The sequence below is a fragment of the Pseudonocardia sp. Ae150A_Ps1 genome, assembly GCF_001932315.1.
Classification (GTDB): Bacteria; Actinomycetota; Actinomycetes; order Mycobacteriales; family Pseudonocardiaceae; genus Pseudonocardia.
In genome coordinates, this window is sequence record NZ_MCIJ01000001.1 from 241,547 (window position 1) to 260,066 (window position 18,520).

Genomic DNA, 18,520 nt, shown 5'->3' on the forward strand with positions numbered 1-18,520 from the left:
GCCCGATGGCCCGGTATCCGGGCCGGAGCGCGGGGGTCCCGGGATCAGGAGAGGCGGCCCGCGCCCTCGCTCGGCGTCCCGGGGAACACCACCGGCGCCGTCCAGCCGCGCTCGGCGTAGGCCCGCTCCACCGAGCCGGTGACGGCCGCGGCCGCCGCCGCCGGGACGAGCGCGATCACGCACCCACCGAACCCACCGCCGGTCATCCGCGCGCCGGCCGCGCCACCGGCCCTGGCCGCCTCCACGGCGACGTCGACGTGCGGGACGGTGATCTCGAAGTCGTCGCGCATCGAGGTGTGCGAGGCGTCGAGCAGAGGGCCGATCTCCCGCGGGTCGGCGCCGGAGCCGAGGAGCTCCACCACCGCGCGGACCCGGTCGTTCTCGGTGACGACGTGCCGCGCCCGGCGGCGGACCCGGTCGTCGGTCAGCCGCTCGACGGCGTCGGCGGTCGCGTCGCGCAGCGCACCCACGCCCAGTGCGGCGGCGGCCTCCTCGCAGTCCGCGCGCCGCTGCCCGTACTCGCCGCCGGCGTGCGCGTGCGGGGCCCGGGTGTCGATCACCAGCAGCTCCAGCCCGTGCGGGCCGAGCTCGAACGGCACCAGCTCGACCGTGTCGTCGCGGGTGTCGAGGAAGACCAGCCGGCCGGCCCGGCCGTGCATCGACGCCATCTGGTCCATCCCACCGGTGGGGGCACCGACGAACTCGTTCTCCGCGCGCCGGGCGATGCGGGCCAGCTCGGTCGGACCGATCTCCACCCCGGCGAGCCCGGCCAGCGCGACCCCGACCGCGCACTCCACCGCCGCCGACGACGACAGCCCGGCCCCGACCGGGACGTCCGAGTCCAGCTCGATCTCCAGGTCGGCGACCGGGTGGCCGGCCTCGCGGAACGCCCAGCAGGTCCCGGCGACGTAGGCGGCCCAGCCCTCGACGTCGCCGGGCGCCACGGTCGACGCGTCGAACTCGACGGCGCCGGACGGCTCCTGCGCCGACCGGACCCGGCTACGCCCGCCCGCCGGGCCGGCCGCGACGACCGCCCGGTGCGGCAGGGCGAAGGGCAGGACGAAGCCGTCGTTGTAGTCGGTGTGCTCGCCGATCAGGTTGACGCGGCCCGGCGCGAACCAGACCCCGGACGGGGCGGTGCCCCGGTCGGCGGCGAAGGCGTCGGCGGCGGTCATGCGGTGCTCCCGGTGCCGGCGACGGCCCGCGGGCTCGCGTCGAGGTCCGCCCGGCCGTCCCGCCGTGTCTTCTCCGACGTGCAACTCACGCGGGAACCGTAGCGGACCCCCTGACGTGTGCCGGCGGCCGCGGAGGCACGATCGGACCGTGCCCGATCCCGCGACCGCATCCGGCCCCGGCAGCGCGACCCTGCCGGAAGTGCTGCTCAACCCGGTCCCCGGCGCCCTCGGGGGGCGGCTCCGCCGGTTCGGGACGGTGCGCGGCGGTGCGGCGCGCTTCGACCCGGACGTCTCGCCGTTCGGCGGGCTGCCGCTGGACCCGTCCGGCGCGGACTGGGCGGACCTCGCCGCGTTGTGCGGGCCGGGGCAGGAGGTCGTCGTCGTCCGGGCCGGGGACGGCCCGCCGGCGCTCCCCGCGGGCTGGGCGCTGTCGGTGGCGTTCCCGGGGGTCCAGATGGACGGCGCCGCCGTCCCCGGCGAGCCGGACGGCGAGGCGGTCGAGCTCGGCCCGGGCGACCGCGCCGAGATGGCGGCGCTGACCGCCCGCACCCGGCCCGGACCGTGGCTGGCGCGCACCGCCGAGCTGGGCACCTACCTCGGGATCCGCGCCGGCGGGCGGCTGGTCGCGATGGCCGGTGAGCGGATGCGTCTCGGCCCCGCCGGTCCCGGCGGCGCGACCGAGATCAGCGCGGTGTGCACCGACCCGGAGCACCGCGGGCGCGGGCTGGCCCGGCGCCTGGTGGACGCGGTCGCGGCCGGGATCGTCGCCCGCGGCGAGCGGCCGGTGCTGCACGCCTCGGCGTCCAACGAGGGGGCTATCCGGCTCTACCGTGCGATGGGCTTCGAGGTGGCGCGCCCGATGCGGTTCGACCTGGTGCGGACACCGCCGGCGCCCTGAGAGGGCGGGGCTCAGGCCGAGAGGGTCGCGTCGACCGAACCGGCCGAGAGCACGTCGTCGAGCACGAGGATGGCGCAGCCCGTGACGCCGCTCCGCCCGGCGAGCAGCCCGGGCTCGATCCGCAGGTTCTGCGTCGCCGTCGCCATCGACCGGCGGTAGATCGCCTCGCGGACGCCGGCGACCAGCGGGTCGAACGCGCCCACCAGGTCGCCGCCGATCGCGACGAGCGCCGGGTTGACCAGGTTGACCGCCGCGGCCAGCACCTCGCCGAGCCGGCGCCCGACGATCCGGACCAGCCGCACGGCGTCCGGGTCGCCCCGCTTCACCAGCTCGACGACGTCGGCGATCGAGGTGACCGCGCCCTCGGGCCGCCCGTCGGACAGGTCCCGCACGAGCGCCCGGCCGGAGGCGAGCACCTCCAGGCAGTCGACGTTGCCGCAGCCACAGCCGATCCCCGGCCCGTCCTGGACCGGGGTGTGCCCGATCTCGCCCGCGGCACCCCACGCACCGCGCTGCAGGAACCCGCCGGACACCAGCCCGGCCCCGACCCCGGACCCGATCTTGACCATCAGCAGGTCGTCGACGTCGGGGTGCGCGTCGTGCTCGGCCAGGGCCATGGCGTTCACGTCGTTGTCCACCCGCACCGGTGCCGGGAAGCGCTCGGTGAGCAGCGGTGCGAGCGGCACGTGCTCCCAGCCGGGCAGCGACGGCACGCCCACCGACCAGCCCCGTACCCGGTCCACCGCGCCCGGGATCGACAGCCCGATGCCGCGGATGCCGGTGTCCTCGACACCCGCGTCGAGCAGCAGCTTCTCCATCACCGTCACCGCGTCGCCGAGCAGCCTCTCGGGCCCGACGGCGGCCGGCTGGTCGATCACGCCCTCGGCCAGGATGGTGCCGGCCAGGTCGCACACGGCGGCCTTGGAGCGGCTGACGCCGACGGACAGCGCGAGCACCGTGCCGCCCGCGGCGTTGAACTCCAGGCGCGCGGCCGGGCGGCCGCCGGTGGCGGCGGCACCGACGACCTCGGTCACGAGGCCGTCGGAGAGCAGCCGGTCCACGCGTGCGGCCACGGCGGTCCGGGACAGGCCGGTCTCGCGACCGATCTCGGTCCGGGTGGCCGCCACGCCGTCCCGGACCAGCCGGAAGATCTCGCCCGCGGTCGCGGGCGCGCTGGTCGGGGTGCGTCCTCGCATTCGTCCAGTGAACCACAGGGCTTTGAGCTGGCAAGACGCTGATCCGGTCACACTATTGTCTTGTGAGTACGTAAGTGGATCGCTAGAGTTCTTAAGCGTGGCGCCCGTGGTGCCGCACACGTTCGGCCCGCCATCCGCCCACCACAGGAGATCGACGCGCCGTGACCCCTCCCTCCGAGAACCGCACCCCGGAGACCCACCCCGTCCTCGACGAGGTCACCCGGCGGGTGACCGCCCGTTCCGCCACCACCCGGGCCGCCTATCTGGAGCGCATCCGCTCGGCCGCCGGGCCCGCCGCCGGCCCCACCCGCGAGGGCCTGGGCTGCGCGAACCTCGCCCACGGCGCCGCCGCCTGCGGCCCGGACAAGCTGACGCTCACCGCGACGCCCGCCCGCAACCTCGCGATCGTCACCGCCTACAACGACATGCTCTCGGCGCACCAGCCGTTCGAGACCTACCCGGCCCTGATCAAGGAGGCCGCCCGCGCCGCCGGCGGCGTCGCCCAGGTCGCCGGCGGTGTGCCGGCGATGTGCGACGGCATCACCCAGGGCCGCGCCGGCATGGAGCTGTCGCTGTTCTCCCGCGACGTGATCGCGATGTCCACCGCGGTCGCGCTCTCGCACGACATGTTCGACGCCGCGGTGCTGCTCGGCGTCTGCGACAAGATCGTCCCCGGGCTCGTGATGGGGGCGCTGTCGTTCGGCCACCTCCCGGTGCTGCTCGCCCCGGCCGGCCCGATGCCGTCGGGCCTGCCGAACAAGGAGAAGGCCCGCGTGCGGCAGGCGTTCGCCGCGGGCGAGATCGACCGCGCCGAGCTGCTCGAGGCCGAGTCGCAGAGCTACCACGGGCCCGGGACCTGCACGTTCTTCGGCACCGCGAACTCCAACCAGCTGCTCATGGAGATCATGGGCCTGCACCTGCCGGGCTCGACGTTCGTCAACCCGGGCACCCCGCTGCGCGACGCGCTGACCGCCGAGACCGCCCGCCGGGCACTCGCGGCGGCCGGGGACCGGTCCCTCGCCATGGGCGAGATCGTCGACGAGAAGGCCGTCGTCAACGGGATCGTGGCGCTGCTGGCGACCGGCGGCTCGACCAACCACACGATGCACCTGGTCGCGATGGCCGCCGCCGCGGGCGTGCAGATCACCTGGGACGACTTCTCCGACCTCTCGTCGGTGGTGCCGCTCCTCGCCCGGATCTACCCGAACGGCGAGGCCGACGTGAACCACTTCCGGGCCGCGGGCGGCGTCCAGCTGCTGGTCCGTGAGCTCGTCCGGGCCGGGCTGCTGCACGACGACGTCGCCACCGTCGACGGGCCGGGACTGTCCCGCTACACCCGCGAGCCGTTCCTCGCCGACGGCGGGCTGGTCTGGCGCGAGGGTCCGGAGGAGAGCCCGGACAAGTCCGTCCTGCGGGGCGTCGCGGACCCCTTCGCCCCGGACGGCGGCCTGCGCGTGCTGCACGGCAACCTCGGCCGGTCGGTGGTCAAGACCTCCGCCGTGGAGCCGGACCACCGCGTCGTCGAGGCTCCCGCCGTCGTCGTCGAGGACCAGGACGAGCTGCTGGCCGCCTACCACGCGGGTGAGCTCGACGGGCGGGACTTCGTCGCCGTCGTCCGCTACCAGGGGCCGCGGTCCAACGGGATGCCCGAGCTGCACAAGCTCACCCCGGCGCTCGGGGTGCTGCAGGACCGCGGGCAGCGGGTCGCCGTCGTGACCGACGGGCGGATGTCCGGTGCGTCGGGCAAGGTCCCCGCGGCGCTGCACGTCACCCCCGAGGCCGCCCGCGGCGGGCCGCTGCAGAAGGTGCGCGACGGCGACCCGATCCGGCTCGACACCCTGGTCGGCACCCTGTCGCTGCTGGTCGACGCCGACGAGTTCGACGCCCGTGAGCCCGCGCGGCGTGACGAGCCGTCCGGGCCGACGTTCGGGACCGGCCGGGAGCTGTTCGCCGCGTTCCGGGCCGTCGTCGGGCCGGCCGACGAGGGTGCGACCGTCGCCCTGTAGGAACCGACCACACCGTGAGGAACACACCGTGAGCGAGAAGCTGCTGGAGCTGGCCCCCGTCGTCCCCGTCGTCGTGCTCGACGACGCCGGCGCCGCCGTCCCGCTGGCCCGCGCGCTGGTCGACGGCGGGCTGCCGGTGATCGAGGTCACCCTGCGGACCCCGGCCGCCACCGAGGCCGTCCGGCGGATCGCGGCCGAGGTGCCCGGCGCGGTCGTCGGGACCGGGACTGTCCGCACCCCGGCCGACGTCACGGCGTCGGTCGCGGCGGGCGCCCGGTTCCTGGTCAGCCCGGGGGCGACCCCGCGGCTGCTCGACGCGATGGAGGACTCCGGCCTGGACCTGCTGCCCGGGACGTCGTCGATCTCGGAGATGCTCGCGGTCGCCGAGCGCGGGCACACCGCGATGAAGTTCTTCCCGGCCGAGGCCGCCGGCGGCCGCCCGTTCCTGAAGTCGGTCGGCGGCCCGCTGCCCGACCTGCGGTTCTGCCCGACCGGCGGGATCACCCCCGCGTCGGCGCCGGACTACCTGGCGCTGCCGAACGTGTCCTGCGTGGGCGGGTCCTGGCTGACCCCCGCCGACCTGGTGGCGGCGGGGGACTTCGGCCGGATCCGGGACCTGGCCGCCGAGGCGGCGGCGCTGGGAGGCGGACGGTAGGGTCTCCACCGGTGTGCCGGGAAGTCTGGTCGGCGAGCGACGACCCCTGCCCACCGACCTCCGGAGCGTTGTGAGCACCACCCCGAAGTCCCTCTTCTCCCGCGGTTCCTGGCCCGAGGCGAAGCGCATCGCCGACGTCCTGCGCACCGCGACCGTCGGCGGGGCTCTCCTCGTCGGCGCCGCCGTGCTGGCCCTGCTGTTCGCGAACTCACCGTGGCGCGAGACGTACTTCGATCTCGCGGGCACCACGGTCGGTCCGGCCGCGCTGCACCTGGACCTGTCGCTCGCCACCTGGGCGGCGGACGGACTCCTCGCGATCTTCTTCTTCGTCGTCGGGCTGGAGCTCAAGCGTGAGTTCCTCGCCGGTGACCTGCGGGACCCGAAGCGCGCGCTGCTGCCGGTCGCGGCGGCGGTCGGCGGGATGGTCGCCCCGGCGCTGATCTACGTCGCGATCAACGCCGGCAACCCCGATGGCCTCGCCGGCTGGGCGATCCCGACCGCCACCGACATCGCGTTCGCCGTGGCGGTGCTCGCGGTGATCGGCTCCAGTCTGCCGTCGGCGCTGCGGATGTTCCTGCTGACCCTCGCCGTCGTCGACGACCTGCTGGCCATCACGATCATCGCGGTCTTCTACACCGACGAGCTCTCCTTCGGCCCGCTGCTGCTCGCCCTCGTGCCGCTCGCCCTGTTCACCCTGGCCGTGCAGCGCGGGATCCGGGCCTGGTGGGTGCTGCTGCCGCTCGCGGCGGTGACCTGGGTGCTCGTCCACGAGTCGGGGGTGCACGCCACCGTCGCCGGGGTGCTGCTCGGCTTCGCGGTGCCGGTCCTGCAGCGGCGGGGACAGCAGCCCGACCCGGACCACCACTCGCTGTCCGAGCAGTTCGAGCACACCTGGCGACCGATCTCGGCCGGGTTCGCCGTCCCGGTCTTCGCCTTCTTCGCCGCCGGGGTGTCCGTGGTCGACGCCGGTGGTCTCGGTGCGGCGCTGGCCGACCCGATCGCCCTGGGCATCGTCGCCGGGCTCGTGCTGGGCAAGACCGTGGGTGTGCTCGGCTCGACCTGGCTGGTGCAGCGCTTCACCCGGGCCCGGCTCTCGGACGACCTGAGCTGGTGGGACCTGCTCGGGCTCGCCCAGCTCGCCGGGATCGGCTTCACGGTCTCCCTGCTGGTCGGCGAGCTCGCGTTCGGCACCGGCACCCCGCAGGACGACCACGTGAAGATCGGCGTCCTGGCCGGGTCGCTGCTCGCGGCGCTGCTCGCGACCGTCGTGCTCCGTCTCCGCAACCGGCACTACCGGCGGATCGCCGAGGCCGACACCCGCGACGACGACCACGACGGTATCCCGGGCGCCTACCAGGACGGCCCGGCGGACGGCACCCGGCGCGACGACGGCTGAAACCCCCGCCGGGCGGGCGTCTCAGCCCGGAACGGCCGACTCGCCCCAGATGTCCTCCAGGTAGCGGCCCGCGGCGCGGAGCGCGGCGAGCCAGGCGTCGCCCTCGTCGGCGGTGCCCTCGCTCCGGTCCCGGTACAGCGTGACCAGGGCCTCGCGCACCGCCGGGGCCATCGTGTTCGCGTTCCCGCACACGTAGACCACCGCGTCCTGTTCCAGCACCTTCCACACGGTCTCCGCCTCCGCGGCCAGCACGTGCTGGACGTAGCGGTGCGGGTGGCCGGGCATCCGGGAGTAGGCGGGCAGCAGCCGTGCGACGCCCGCGTCGGTGAACGCCCGCAGCTCACCGGCGTAGAGCAGGTCGTGCAGCGGGTCCCGGCAGCCGAGCACGAGGAGGGACTCCGCGACCGGCACCCCGCGCTCGTACAGCGCCATCCGCTCCTCGCAGAACCCGCGGAACGGGGCCATCCCGGTGCCCGCCCCGATCATGATCATCGGCCGGTGCGGGTTCTCCGGCGGCCGGAACGGGATCGACGGCTCCCGGACCAGGACGAACACGGTCCCGCCGGGCTCGCTGTCCCGCAGGTGCGTCGAGCAGACGCCGTGGTGGACCCCGTCGCCGGACCGCGCGGGCGCCTCCAGCACCCCGACCGTCACCGACGGGTTCGGGCTCGCCTCCGGCGCCGAGGAGATCGAGTAGTAGCGCGGCCGCAGCGGCGGCAGCACGTCCAGGAACTCGGCGAACGGCAGGGTGCTCGCCGGGTACGCCTCCAGCACGTCCAGCAGTGACCGGCGGGGGAGCGCGATCTGCTCGCGGTAGCGGGCCCGGGAGGCGTCGTCGGTGCCGGTGAGGGCCTCCAGCGCGTCGCGGTCCGGCCCGGCGGGCAGGTGCGCGGCGACCGCGGCGAGGCCCGCCCGGCTCGCCGGGTCCTGCAGCTCGACGCAGCCGGCGAGGACCGCCAGCACCGGGTACGACTCCCCGGTGGGCAGGTGGGTGGGCGCGGCACCGGTGGCGGCGACGGTCACGTACGTCGCCGGGTCGAGCCCGAACCGGGCCAGCACGCGCCGGACGAGCGCGGCGTCGTTGCGGGGCAGGACGCCCAGGTGGTCACCGGTGCCGTAGGTCGTCCCGGCCGGCAGCTCGATCTCCAGGTGGCGCACCGACCGGTCCGCCTCGCCGGAGGTGAGCTCCCGGTTGGCCCGCACGGTGGCGGGGACGCTGCGGTAGGAGCGCACGACCGGCGCGGAGGCCCGCAGGTTCTCGTAGTCCAGCCGCAGCCGCGGGCCCGTGGTGCCGGCGGCACCGGCCTGCCCCCGCAGGTCGAGCGCGGCTGCGAGGTCGTCCCACAGCCCGGCGGTCCAGGCCGCGTACTGGCCGTCGAAGTCGCCGCGGGCGTCCCCCTCGCCGCGTGGGTGCACGCGGGTGCCGCCGAGTGCCGCCAGCCGGTCGTCGATCAGCGTCGGCACGGCCTGGTAGGTCGACGCCCAGTCCCGGTTCCCGCAGCCGAACACGGTGAAGCGGACGCCCGCGGCGGCGCCGTCCGGGGTGCCGGTGTCGCGCAGCCACGCGCAGAACGCGGCCGCGTTGTCGGGCGGCGTCCCGTTGTACGACGCCGACACGATCACCACGGCTCCGGTCGTGGGCAGTGCGCGGGTCGCGGAGTCCAGCGGGGCGGTGCGCGCCGCGTAGCCACGGTCGGCGCCGTCGCGGACGATCCGGCCCGCGAGGTCCTCGGCGGTGCCGAGGTTGGAGCCGAACAGCACCAGCAGCGGGGTGCCGTGCCGGTCGCCGCCGGCCTGCGGGACGGTCGCGGGGGCGGCGGCGCGGACGGGGGGCGGCGGTGCGGTCGCTCCGGGCGTCCGGCCGGACCGCGGGCGCAGGGTGACGGTCAGGCCCTCCGGTTTGAGGGTCAGCGCCTCCCGGATCCGCAGCGTGTAACCGGCGTGGTCGATCATCTCGAAGCGCTGCAGCAGCATGCCGAGCACCAGCACGGCCTCCTGCATCGCGAACTGCCTGCCGATGCAGGCGCGCTGGCCGGACCCGAACGGCTTGAACGCGTTCGGCGGCAGCGCGTCGCGCCGCTCGGGCGCGAAGTGGTCCGGGTCGAACTCCTCGGCGTCGGGTCCCCATACCTCCGGCAGGCGGTGCAGCATCGGGGTGAGCGCGACGATCCCGGTGCCGCGGGCCGTCGGGTACCCGCCGACGGTGTCGTCGGCGAGTGGCTGGCGGGTGAAGGCGGGCGCGGTCGGCCACAGCCGCAGCGTCTCGTCCAGGATCTGGGTGACGTAGGTGAGCCTGCCGAGCTGCTCCGCCGTCGGCATCACCTCCGGGTCCGTGCCCAGCACCCGGTCGACCTCCTCCTGGGCGCGGGCGACCACCTCCGGGTTCTTGATCAGGTAGGAGATCGTGAAGGACAGCAGGCCGCTGGTCGTCTCGTGCCCGGCGACCAGGAAGGTGATGCACTGGGACACGATGTTGTCGTCGGGCAGCGACCGGCCCTGCTTGTCGGTGCCGGTCAGCATCCGGCCGAGCAGGTCGTCGCCCGGGTCGCCGCTGCTGCGGCGCTCGTCGAGGATCGCGCCGACGGTGTCGGTCATCAGCCGCAGGTTCCGGGTGAACCGCCGCTCGGCGCCGCGGCGCAGCCGGACGAGCGCCGGGGGGATCCGCGACCGGGTCTGGCTCTCGGCGAGCACGCCCAGCATCGCGTCGACGAACGGGTGGTTGGTCTCCCGGTAGAACGAGTTGAACCGGTAGCCGAACCCGCAGAGCGCGATCGTGTCCAGGGTGAGCCGGGTGGTGTCGGCGGTGACGTCGACCGGCTCGCCGGGGTTGGTCCGTTCCCACTTGAGCATCAGCTGCTGGGCGATGTCGATCATCTGCGGGAGGTAGCCGCGCATCGAGCGGGTGCCGAACGACGGCAGCAGGATGTCGTGCGCGCTGCGCCACAGCGGGTCGCCGGTGTCCGCGGTGAACAGCCCGGCGCTGGGGAAGCGGCTGCGCAGCACCAGCTGGCCGCCGCCGACGAGCTTGGTGAAGCGGCTGTCGTCGCAGATGTCGTCGATCATGTCGAGCCCGGAGACGACGTAGCGGTCCCCGGCCGGGGAGTGCAGCCGCAGGATCGGCCCGTAGCGGCGGGTGAGCCGCATCAGCGACTGGATCGTCCGCCCGGACGGGACGCTCAGCGCGTTCCCGATCAGCGGGAGCGGCCGCGGGCCCGGGATCTCGGAGGTCACTGCGGGACGGGACGGTGCGGCCATGACGGCTCCTCGGTCGGTCCGGGTTCGGTCAGGTGGTGGACTGCTCGGTGGCGGGTGGCTCGGTGGCGGACGGTCCGGTGGCGGGTGGCTCGGCCGCGGGTGGGGTGACGGCGCGTCGCGCGTGCACGACCAGGCTCACCGCGACCAGCACCACCCAGGCCGGCAACACGAGCGCCGAGACGTGATCGGTGCTGGCGGTGAGCAGCAGGAACGCGGCGAGCAGGTAGCCGACGACCGCGACCGGCCCGGGGAGCACCCCGCCGTTGCGCAGCAGGGTGGTCGTCGTGATCGCGTACATCCCGGCGCCGCGGACGGCGAACACGAAGAACAGCGCGTAGCCCACCGCGGTCAGCGCACGTGACACGTCGGGCTCGACCGGGGACGCGTTGCCCAGCCAGGACGCGAGCGCCGGGGCCGACGCGGCGGCGGTGGCCGCGAAGAGCATGGCCACGAAGAGGACGCCGGAGAGCAGGTTGAGCCCGTGCGCCATGGCCGCGGGGGCGGGCGTCAGGGTGTCGAGCAGGGCCCGCATCGCGGTCATGTGCCACAGGAACGCGATGCCCGCGAGCGGCACGAGGTAGAGCCCGACGGCGACGAACAGGCCGTCGCCCCCGCTCGCCTGGAACGAGGCGTACCGGGCGTCGGGGTCGTCGAGCCCGGGGGCGCGGTGCAGCAGCAGCAGCGAGGCGACGAACAGGGCGGCGAACAGCAGCCCGGTGACGGCCGCGAGCCGGGCCCGGGCCCGGCTCACGCGGACACCACCGCTGGACTCATGGAACGACCAGAGCGCACCCGGGGGTGCGGGTCCATACCCAGTTTCGAGGGTTCCCGCAGGCCGCGGTCCCCTCCGGAGGGTCAGCGGTGGTCGGCCTGGGCCGCCGCGTGGTGGACGGCGGCGGGGGACAGCCCGCGCCGCGCGCCGTCCCACTCGCCGGTGTCGGGGAGCGCGCACGGCAGCGCGTGCACGTGGGAGCGGACCGGGGTCCCGGCCGCGGTGACCCCGCCGTGGGTGCGGAACCGGATCGGCTCGCTGGTGCGGTCGATCGGGTTCCAGCAGCGCTCGCAGAGCAGGTCGCGGGTCATGCGGCGCGGCCCTGCCGTCCGGCCGCGGTGACCGTTCCGGCCGCGGCGCAGGCGTCGGTGTGGACGACCGCGTCGCGCCAGACGACGTCGCCCGCGGCGTCGGCGTGGTCGATGTGGGACAGCCGGTAGTGGCGCTCGGTCGCGGGGTCGACCGGGGCGTAGCAGCGTTCGCAGAGCAGGATCATCGTTCGAGGACCTCGCACGAGGTGTCTGGATCGGGACCTCATGCTCTCCCCGGGGGCCTGCCCCGGGACACCGGAACGTGACCGGCGCCGCTGTGGGCTACCCCACCTAACCAGGGATTTCGTCGCGGGCAACCGACGCGCCGGGTCGCCTCGCGGTCACTGTCGGTGCCAGCTCCTAGACTCGGGCACTTCCCGGCCGTCCGACCCACGGAGTTCCTGCCTTGCGCCTGGTGCATGCCGCCGACCTGCACCTGGACAGCCCGCTGCGCGGGCTGTCCCGGCTCGGCGACTCCGAGCTGGCCGCCACGCTGCGGTCGGCGACCCGGCGCGCCTGCGAGAACCTGGTCGACGCCGTCGTCGACGAGCAGGCCGACGCGCTGCTCGTCGCCGGCGACGTCTACGACGGCGACTGGAAGGACTACGCGACCGGTGCCTTCTTCGTCCGCCAGCTGTCCCGGTTGCACGACGAGGGCATTCCCGTCTTCCTGATCAACGGCAACCACGACGCCGAGTCGGAGATCACCCGCTCGCTCCGGCTGCCGCCGAACACCCACCGGCTCTCGGTCGATGCCCCGGAGAGCGTCGTGCTCGACGATCTCGGGCTGGCCGTGCACGGTCAGGGCTTCGCCCGCCGGGCGGTGCTGGAGAACCTGGTGCCCGCCTACCCGGACCGGATCCCCGGCCTGGTCAACGTCGGGATGCTGCACACCTCGGTGCAGGGCGACGACCGGCACGACACCTACGCCCCGTGCCGTCCGGAGGACCTGTCCGGCTGCGGCTACGAGTACTTCGCCCTCGGTCACGTGCACGAGCAGCGGCCGGTCTGCGACGGGCCGCACCAGGCCTGGTTCTCCGGGAACCTGCAGGGCAGGCACCCGCAGGAGCGCGGGCCGAAGGGCGCGCTGCTCGTCGACGCCGCACCGGGGCGCTGGGCCGCGCCCACCCCGCTGGTGCTCGACGTGGCGCGCTGGGAGCTGGTGGAGGTCGACATCGCCGGCCTCGCCGACGCCGACGAGGTGTTCGACGCCGTCGGCGCGGCGATCCGGGAGCGGTGCGTCCAGGCGGCGCCGCGGGCCGTCGTCGCACAGGTCACGCTGTGCGGGGCCGGGCCGGCCGCGGCCGGGCTCACCGACACCGAGCGGGTCCGTACGGAGCTGGAGCTGGCCGCGGAGAGCGCGGGCGCGGTGCTCGAGAAGATCCGGAACCGGATCCGGCCGACCCCGGAGGCGCTGACCGTCGACCCGGAGCTGACCGCGGCGGTCTCCTCGGCCGCCGCGGAGCTGGCAGGTGAGCCCGGCCGCATCCGCGAGCTGGCCGCGCCGCTGGAGCGGGAGGTCGGGCGCCGGCTGCGCGAGGCGGGCCTGCTCGACCTGCGCGACGACGAGCGGCTGGCCGCGCTGGCCCGCCAGGCCGAGCAGCAGCTGCTGGCCCGGATGGCGGGGGAGTCGTCGTGACGGCCCGCCTGCGCAGCCTGGTGCTCGAGCGCTACGGCGCCTACGAGGGCCGGGACCTGGAGCTCGGTCCCGGCCTGACGATCGTGTCCGGGCCGAACGAGGCCGGCAAGACCACCCTGCTCGACGCGCTGTCCGACCTGCTGTGGGGGATGCCCCGGCCGGCGAAGCACGCGTACGCGTTCAGCCCGGCCCGGCTCGCCGTCGCGGCGTGCGTCGAGGGCCCCGACGGGGAGCGGACGCTGCGCCGCACCACCCGCGGCCTGCACGCCGACGACGACGTGGCCGTCGACGCCCCGTGGGGCGAGGGCGGGGCGGAGGCCCGCAGGCGGTGGCGGGAGGGTTTCGGCCTCGGCCACGAGCAGCTCCGCGCGGGCGGGCGCAAGCTCTGCGCCGGGGGCGGTGACCTCGCCGAGCTGGTGTTCACCGCCCGCAGCGGCCGCGACGCCCGTGCGCTGATCGCCGCGCTCGACGCCGAGGCCGACGCGCTCTACAAGGAGCACCGCGGGAGCCGGTCGGTCGCCGTGCGCACCGCGTTCGCACGGTTCACCGAGACCGAGCAGGCCGCCGCCGACCGGACGTCGCGGGCCGGCGAGGTCACCGCACTGGCCGACGAGATCGGCAGGCTGGAGCGCCGGGCCGCCGAGCTGGGCCGCACCCGCCGGTCTGCGGCCGACGCCGCCGACCGCGCCCGCCAGGCCGTCCGCGCCCAGGACCCGGCCCGGGAGCTGGCCGCGCTGTGGGCCGAACGCACGGCGCTGTGCTCGACCGGTGCGGCGCTCGATGCCGACTCGCTGGCCGAGTACACCCGGGCCTCCGAGGACCGCGCCGCGGCCGAGCAGGAACGCGACGAGCACCGGGAGCGCGCCGACGGGTTGCGGTCCCGCCGCGCCGAGCTCGACCTCGACGAGGACCTGCTCGCCGACGCCACCCGCATCCGGGAGCTCGAGTCGGCCGCGCAGGCCCGCCGGGCCGACGCCGACCGCGCCGACCGGCTGCGGTCCGACGCCGCCGAGGCCCACCGCCGGGCCGAGTCGGCACTGGCGGGTCTCGTCGCGGAGGACGGCCGCAGTGCCGACGAGCGGCTGGCCGCCGTCCACCTGCCCGCGGACCGGGCCCGTGACCTCGACGCCATCGCCGCCCGCCTGCACGAGGCCGCCGTCGAGGCCGAGCGGGCCGAACGCCTGCACACCGAGGCGCTGGCCGAGGTGCGGGAGGCCGCGGACGTCCCGGGCGGGCTGGACGCCGAGCAGGTCGGCCGTGTCGCCGAGGTCCGGCGGGCCATCGAGGCCGAGGGCTCGGCGGCGGCACTGTGCCGGGCCGCCGTGGTCGAGCGCGACGCCGCCGTCGCCCGCCGCTCCGAGGCGCTGGCCGCGGCCGGGCACCGGGGCCCGGCCACCGGCGGGGGCGCGGCCGGTACCGCCGGGCCCACCGTGCTGGCGCCGCCGGTGCGCGAGGTCCGGTCCGCCCGGACCGCGCTGCGGGCCGCCGAGCAGGACCTGCGGGCCGCCGAGCGCGCGGCCGCCGAGGCCGACGACCGCGCGCACCGGGCCCGGTCGGCCCGCGACGGTGTCGCCGCCCGGGGCAGACCGGTCGGGCCGGACGCGCTCGCCGCGGCCCGGACCGAGCGCGACGCCGCCGTCGCCGCGCTCCTGGAGGCCGGGCCCGGCGGCACCGCGACCGCCGCGGGCCGGGTGACGGCCGCGGTCGCCGCGGCCGACCGGGTCGCCGACGACATGATCGCCTCCGCGGACCGGGTCGCCGAGCTCGCGCACCGCGAGGCCGAGCTGGAGTCCGCGTCCGCCGGCGCCGAGTCCGCCGGGTCCGGCGTCGCCGAGGCCCGCGAGCGGACTGGGGCGGCGGGCAACGCCTGGTCCACGCTGTGGCGCTCGCACGGGGTCGCCGTTCCCGACCCGGACGACGCCGACACCGTGCTCTCCGCGCTCGGCGACGCGGCCCGCGCGCAGGACGAGGTGGCCCGGGCCGACGAGCGCCTCGCCCGGCTGCGCGACCAGGCCGACGAGCAGCAGCGCGCCCTGGGCGCGGCCCTCGCCGCCGCCGGGCGCCCGCGTGACGGGGCCCCGCTGGACGTGCTCCTGCTCGCGGCGGAGGACCTCGCCACCGAGGCCGGGCACGCCCGCGACCGGCTGGTCCTGCTCCACCGGCTGCGCAGTGACGCCGAGCGGGCGGGTGGTGCCGCCGACGCCGCACGACACGAGCGGGAGCTGGCCGGCCAGCGGTGGCGGTTCGCCCTGCGGGGCGCGGGCCTGCCGACCGATCTGGAGCCGTCCGGCTGGGGCACCCGCCGCGACACCGTCGCCGACGCCCAGCAGGCCGGTGCGCTGGCCCGCCAGGACGACGCCGAGGCCCGCCGCCTCGAACGCGCCGTGAACGCGCACCGCCGCGCCGTCACCGCACTCGTCGAGCGGCACCTGGAGAAGGCGCCGACCGGGACCGCCCCGGAGGACCGCCTCGGCGAGCTGGCCGACCGGGTCCGCGAGGTCACCAAGGGCGCGGTGTCGGCCGGGCACCTCGACGACGGCATCGTCGCCGCCGAGGACGCCGCCGCCCGCGCTGCCCGCGCGGTGGCGACGGCCGGGGCGATCCTGGACCGGCTGGCCGTCGAGCTGGCGCTGACCGAGGCGATGGAGCCCGGTGGGCTGGAGGCAGCGGCGGAGCGGGGTGGCGTGGTCGCCGATCTCGACGCCCGGATCGCCGAGCAGTCCCGGCTGCTCGCGGCCGCGGCGCCGGACCTCGACGCCGGCGAGCTCGTCGCGTCGGCGCCCGACACCGAGCCGGGGGCGCTGACGGAGGCGCTCGACCGGGCCGAGACGCACGAGACCGAGCTCGGCGCCGAGCAGGACGAGGTCCGCGAGCAGCTCGGTGGGCTGCGCGCCCGGCGTCGCGAGCTGGAGGAGGCCGAGGGCGCCGCGGAGCTGCACGCCCGCGCCCAGTCCGAGCTCGCCGGCGTCGCCGATGCGGCCGAGCGCTACCTGGTGCTGCACCTGCAGCGGGAGATCCTGCGCCGGGAGCTGGAGGCCTACGAGCGCAGCCACGCGTCCCCGCTGCTGGTCCGTGCCGGGGCGCTGCTGGAGCAGCTGACGAGCAGCCGGTTCGTGGCGTTGCGGCCCCCGTCCGAGCCCGGAGGCGGCGCCCGCACGCTGGTCGCGGTCCGCGGTGACGGCGAGGAGCTGGTCCCGGAGAAGCTGTCCGAGGGCACCGCCGACCAGGTGCACCTCGCGCTGCGGCTGGCGGGGATCGAGCAGCTGCAGGCCGACCGCGCCGACGCCGGGCTCCCGCCGGTCCCGGTGGTGCTCGACGACGTGCTGATGACGTTCGACGACGAGCGTGCCCACGCCGCGATCCGGGTCCTCGCCGAGCTGGCCGGCACCCAGCAGGTGCTGCTGTTCACCCACCACGAGCACCTCGTGGGGCTGGCCCGCAGCACCGGGGCGGACTTCGCCGTCGCCGAGCTGGGGCCGCCCGCCCGGGTCGACGCCGTCCTCGACGCCGACGCGGCGCGCGCCACCCCGCTGGCGGGCTGACACAGCCGTCCTCGACATCCGGACCGCCGACCCCCGGCCCGCGCCGGGGACACCGTCGCGCAGACTGCTCCCATGGACGCGTGCGGTGAGCGGTTCGTGATCGTCAGCGGGGACGCCCGGGCCGAGGTCGACGAGGTCGGCGGCGGCCTGGCCGGGTTCGTCCAGGGCGGCCGGGTGCGGGTGGAGCCGCACCCGCCGACGGCGCGGCCCCCGAAGGGCTCGGGTGCGGTCCTGGCCCCGTGGCCGAACCGGGTCGCGGGCGGCAGCTGGAGCCACCGCGGCACCGCCCACCACCTCCCGCTGACCGAGCCCGCGGCCGGCAACGCCATCCACGGCCTGCTCCGGCACGTGCCGTGGGCCCTCGCCGACCGCGCGGGCGACCATGTCTCGCTGACGGCCGTCGCGCCCGTCCAGCCGGGGTGGCCGCAGCCGGTGCGTGTGACCGTCACCCACACCGTCGGGGCGGGCGGCCTCACCGTCGAGACCCACGTCGAGAACCTCGGCGACGCGCCCGTCCCGTTCGGACTGGGCTTCCACCCGTACCTGCGGGTCGGGGACGTGCCCACCGACGAGCTGGAGCTCACCCTCGCCGCCCGCACCACCGTGCCGCTCGACGGCGGGATCCCGTCCGGCCCGGCGCGCCCGCTGGAGCGGGAGTTCTCGTCGACCCCGCTGGCCGGGCTGGAGCTGGATGACGCGTTCGGCGGCTGCGCCCCGGGCGACGGGGACGAGCTGGTCCGGCACCGCGTGGCCGCGCCCGACGGTGGCGGCACCGAGCTCTGGGCGGAGCCGGCGTTCGGCTGGGTGCAGGTCTTCACTCCGCCGGACTTCCCGCGCCAGTGCCCGGACGGCGCCGTCTCCGCCTCCCGCGCGGTCGCGGTGGAGCCGATGACCTGCCCGCCGGACGCGCTGAACTCGGGTACCGACCTCATCGAGCTGGTGCCGGGGGAGCAGCAGGTGCTGCGCTGGGGTGTGCTGGCCACCGGGTGATCTCTTTCACCCCGCAACGCGGAATCCGCCCCGGGTCGTTGAACGTTCCACGGTTCGTGACTGCTCAGACCGCTTCCCCCGTGGACCTGCCCCTCCTCGACGAGACGGGGCGCGCCGCGCTGTTCACCGACGCCCGCACCGCGAACACCTTCACCGGTGAGCCGGTGCCGGACGAGACGCTGCGCGCGGTGTGGGAGCTGGCCCAGTGGCCGCCGACCGCCGCCAACACCCAGCCGCTGCGGGTCACGTACGTGCGCTCCGGCTCCGGCAAGGAGCGGCTGCTCCCGCTGCTGGCCGAGGGGAACCGCGCCAAGTCCGAGGCCGCACCCGTCGTCGCGCTGCTCGCGGCGGACCTCGACTTCCACGAACACACCCCGGTCACGTTCCCGGTGAAGCCGGGGATGCGGGAGAGCCTCGAGGAGCAGGGCCGCACCGGGCGCGAGGGCATGGCCCGGTTCAACGCCAGCCTGCAGGCCGGCTACTTCCTGCTCGCCGCCCGCGCGCACGGCCTCGCCGCCGGCCCGATGGCGGGCTTCGACGCCGACGCCGTCACCGACGAGTTCTTCCCCGGCGGGCAGCACCGGGTGCTGCTCGTCGTGAACCTCGGCCACCCCGCCACGGACGCCTGGCACCCGCGGCTGCCCCGCCTGGCCGCCGACGACGTGCTCTCCTTCGCCTGACAGCC

14 protein-coding genes are annotated in these 18,520 nt (G+C 76.2%); 8 read left to right on the forward strand and 6 right to left on the reverse strand.

Annotated features, from left to right (window positions below; translation table 11 throughout):
- Positions 1-44: 44 nt before the first annotated feature.
- Positions 45-1,175 carry a galactokinase gene (gene galK / locus Ae150APs1_RS01030; protein ID WP_075295132.1) on the reverse strand — a complete coding sequence of 377 codons (1,131 nt, stop codon included), beginning with the start codon at positions 1,173-1,175 and terminating at the stop codon, positions 45-47.
- A gap of 148 nt (positions 1,176-1,323) precedes the next feature.
- On the opposite strand from galK, the gene Ae150APs1_RS01035 reads away from it, so the two are divergent.
- Positions 1,324-2,073 carry a GNAT family N-acetyltransferase gene (locus tag Ae150APs1_RS01035; protein WP_075295133.1) on the forward strand — a complete coding sequence of 250 codons (750 nt, stop codon included), beginning with the start codon at positions 1,324-1,326 and terminating at the stop codon, positions 2,071-2,073.
- A gap of 11 nt (positions 2,074-2,084) precedes the next feature.
- Here Ae150APs1_RS01035 and Ae150APs1_RS01040 read toward each other — a convergent pair whose 3' ends face one another.
- Positions 2,085-3,269, reverse strand: coding sequence for an ROK family transcriptional regulator (locus tag Ae150APs1_RS01040; protein WP_075295134.1), 1,185 nt, complete (start codon positions 3,267-3,269; stop codon positions 2,085-2,087).
- 161 nt (positions 3,270-3,430) lie between these two features.
- Here Ae150APs1_RS01040 and edd point away from each other — a divergent pair, with 161 nt between their 5' ends.
- From edd to nhaA, 3 genes are all read left to right on the forward strand, one after another.
- Complete coding sequence (edd, locus tag Ae150APs1_RS01045) at positions 3,431-5,275, forward strand: phosphogluconate dehydratase (protein ID WP_075295136.1); 1,845 nt, start codon at positions 3,431-3,433, stop codon at positions 5,273-5,275.
- Positions 5,276-5,303: 28 nt separating this feature from the next.
- Positions 5,304-5,930 carry a bifunctional 4-hydroxy-2-oxoglutarate aldolase/2-dehydro-3-deoxy-phosphogluconate aldolase gene (gene eda, locus Ae150APs1_RS01050; protein ID WP_075295138.1) on the forward strand — a complete coding sequence of 209 codons (627 nt, stop codon included), beginning with the start codon at positions 5,304-5,306 and terminating at the stop codon, positions 5,928-5,930.
- A 70-nt stretch (positions 5,931-6,000) separates the two neighbouring features.
- A complete protein-coding gene (gene nhaA / locus Ae150APs1_RS01055) occupies positions 6,001-7,326 on the forward strand; it encodes a Na+/H+ antiporter NhaA (RefSeq protein ID WP_075295140.1) in 1,326 nt (441 codons plus the stop codon).
- Positions 7,327-7,347: 21 nt separating this feature from the next.
- Here the strand turns inward: nhaA and Ae150APs1_RS01060 are convergent, their stop codons facing one another.
- The 4 genes from Ae150APs1_RS01060 to Ae150APs1_RS01075 all read right to left on the reverse strand — a co-directional run bounded on the left by Ae150APs1_RS01060 (position 7,348) and on the right by Ae150APs1_RS01075 (position 11,849).
- Complete coding sequence (locus Ae150APs1_RS01060) at positions 7,348-10,581, reverse strand: cytochrome P450 (protein ID WP_075295142.1); 3,234 nt, start codon at positions 10,579-10,581, stop codon at positions 7,348-7,350.
- A gap of 28 nt (positions 10,582-10,609) precedes the next feature.
- Entirely contained in the window at positions 10,610-11,332 is a 723-nt protein-coding gene (locus Ae150APs1_RS01065) for a hypothetical protein (RefSeq protein ID WP_075295144.1), read from the reverse strand.
- Positions 11,333-11,436: 104 nt separating this feature from the next.
- Complete coding sequence (locus Ae150APs1_RS01070) at positions 11,437-11,664, reverse strand: hypothetical protein (RefSeq protein ID WP_010236279.1); 228 nt, start codon at positions 11,662-11,664, stop codon at positions 11,437-11,439.
- The gene (locus Ae150APs1_RS01075) at positions 11,661-11,849 is read right to left on the reverse strand and encodes a hypothetical protein (RefSeq protein WP_075295146.1); all 189 of its coding nucleotides are present in this window, start codon (positions 11,847-11,849) and stop codon (positions 11,661-11,663) included. Before Ae150APs1_RS01075 ends, Ae150APs1_RS01070 begins: the two co-directional genes overlap by 4 nt.
- Before the next feature lie 230 nt (positions 11,850-12,079).
- Between Ae150APs1_RS01075 and Ae150APs1_RS01080 the strand changes: the two genes are divergently transcribed.
- The 4 genes from Ae150APs1_RS01080 to Ae150APs1_RS01095 all read left to right on the forward strand — a co-directional run bounded on the left by Ae150APs1_RS01080 (position 12,080) and on the right by Ae150APs1_RS01095 (position 18,515).
- Positions 12,080-13,303, forward strand: coding sequence for a DNA repair exonuclease (locus Ae150APs1_RS01080; RefSeq protein WP_249266522.1), 1,224 nt, complete (start codon positions 12,080-12,082; stop codon positions 13,301-13,303).
- The gene (locus Ae150APs1_RS01085) at positions 13,300-16,845 is read left to right on the forward strand and encodes an AAA family ATPase (protein ID WP_075295150.1); all 3,546 of its coding nucleotides are present in this window, start codon (positions 13,300-13,302) and stop codon (positions 16,843-16,845) included. Before Ae150APs1_RS01080 ends, Ae150APs1_RS01085 begins: the two co-directional genes overlap by 4 nt.
- A gap of 72 nt (positions 16,846-16,917) precedes the next feature.
- Entirely contained in the window at positions 16,918-17,835 is a 918-nt protein-coding gene (locus tag Ae150APs1_RS01090; RefSeq protein ID WP_075295152.1) for an aldose 1-epimerase family protein, read from the forward strand.
- An 80-nt stretch (positions 17,836-17,915) separates the two neighbouring features.
- A complete protein-coding gene (locus tag Ae150APs1_RS01095; protein WP_010240500.1) occupies positions 17,916-18,515 on the forward strand; it encodes a malonic semialdehyde reductase in 600 nt (199 codons plus the stop codon).
- Positions 18,516-18,520 lie beyond the last annotated feature (5 nt).

Excerpts from the sequence above, each read along its gene's own strand:
- Ae150APs1_RS01090 (WP_075295152.1), top strand. The coding sequence starts at position 16,918 with ATGGACGCGTGCGGTGAGCGGTTCGTGATCGTCAGCGGGGACGCCCGG.
- galK (WP_075295132.1), bottom strand. The coding sequence starts at position 1,175 with ATGACCGCCGCCGACGCCTTCGCCGCCGACCGGGGCACCGCCCCGTCC.
- Ae150APs1_RS01070 (WP_010236279.1), bottom strand. The coding sequence starts at position 11,664 with ATGACCCGCGACCTGCTCTGCGAGCGCTGCTGGAACCCGATCGACCGC.
- Ae150APs1_RS01040 (WP_075295134.1), bottom strand. The coding sequence starts at position 3,269 with ATGCGAGGACGCACCCCGACCAGCGCGCCCGCGACCGCGGGCGAGATC.
- Ae150APs1_RS01075 (WP_075295146.1), bottom strand. The coding sequence starts at position 11,849 with ATGATCCTGCTCTGCGAACGCTGCTACGCCCCGGTCGACCCCGCGACC.
- Ae150APs1_RS01060 (WP_075295142.1), bottom strand. The coding sequence starts at position 10,581 with ATGGCCGCACCGTCCCGTCCCGCAGTGACCTCCGAGATCCCGGGCCCG.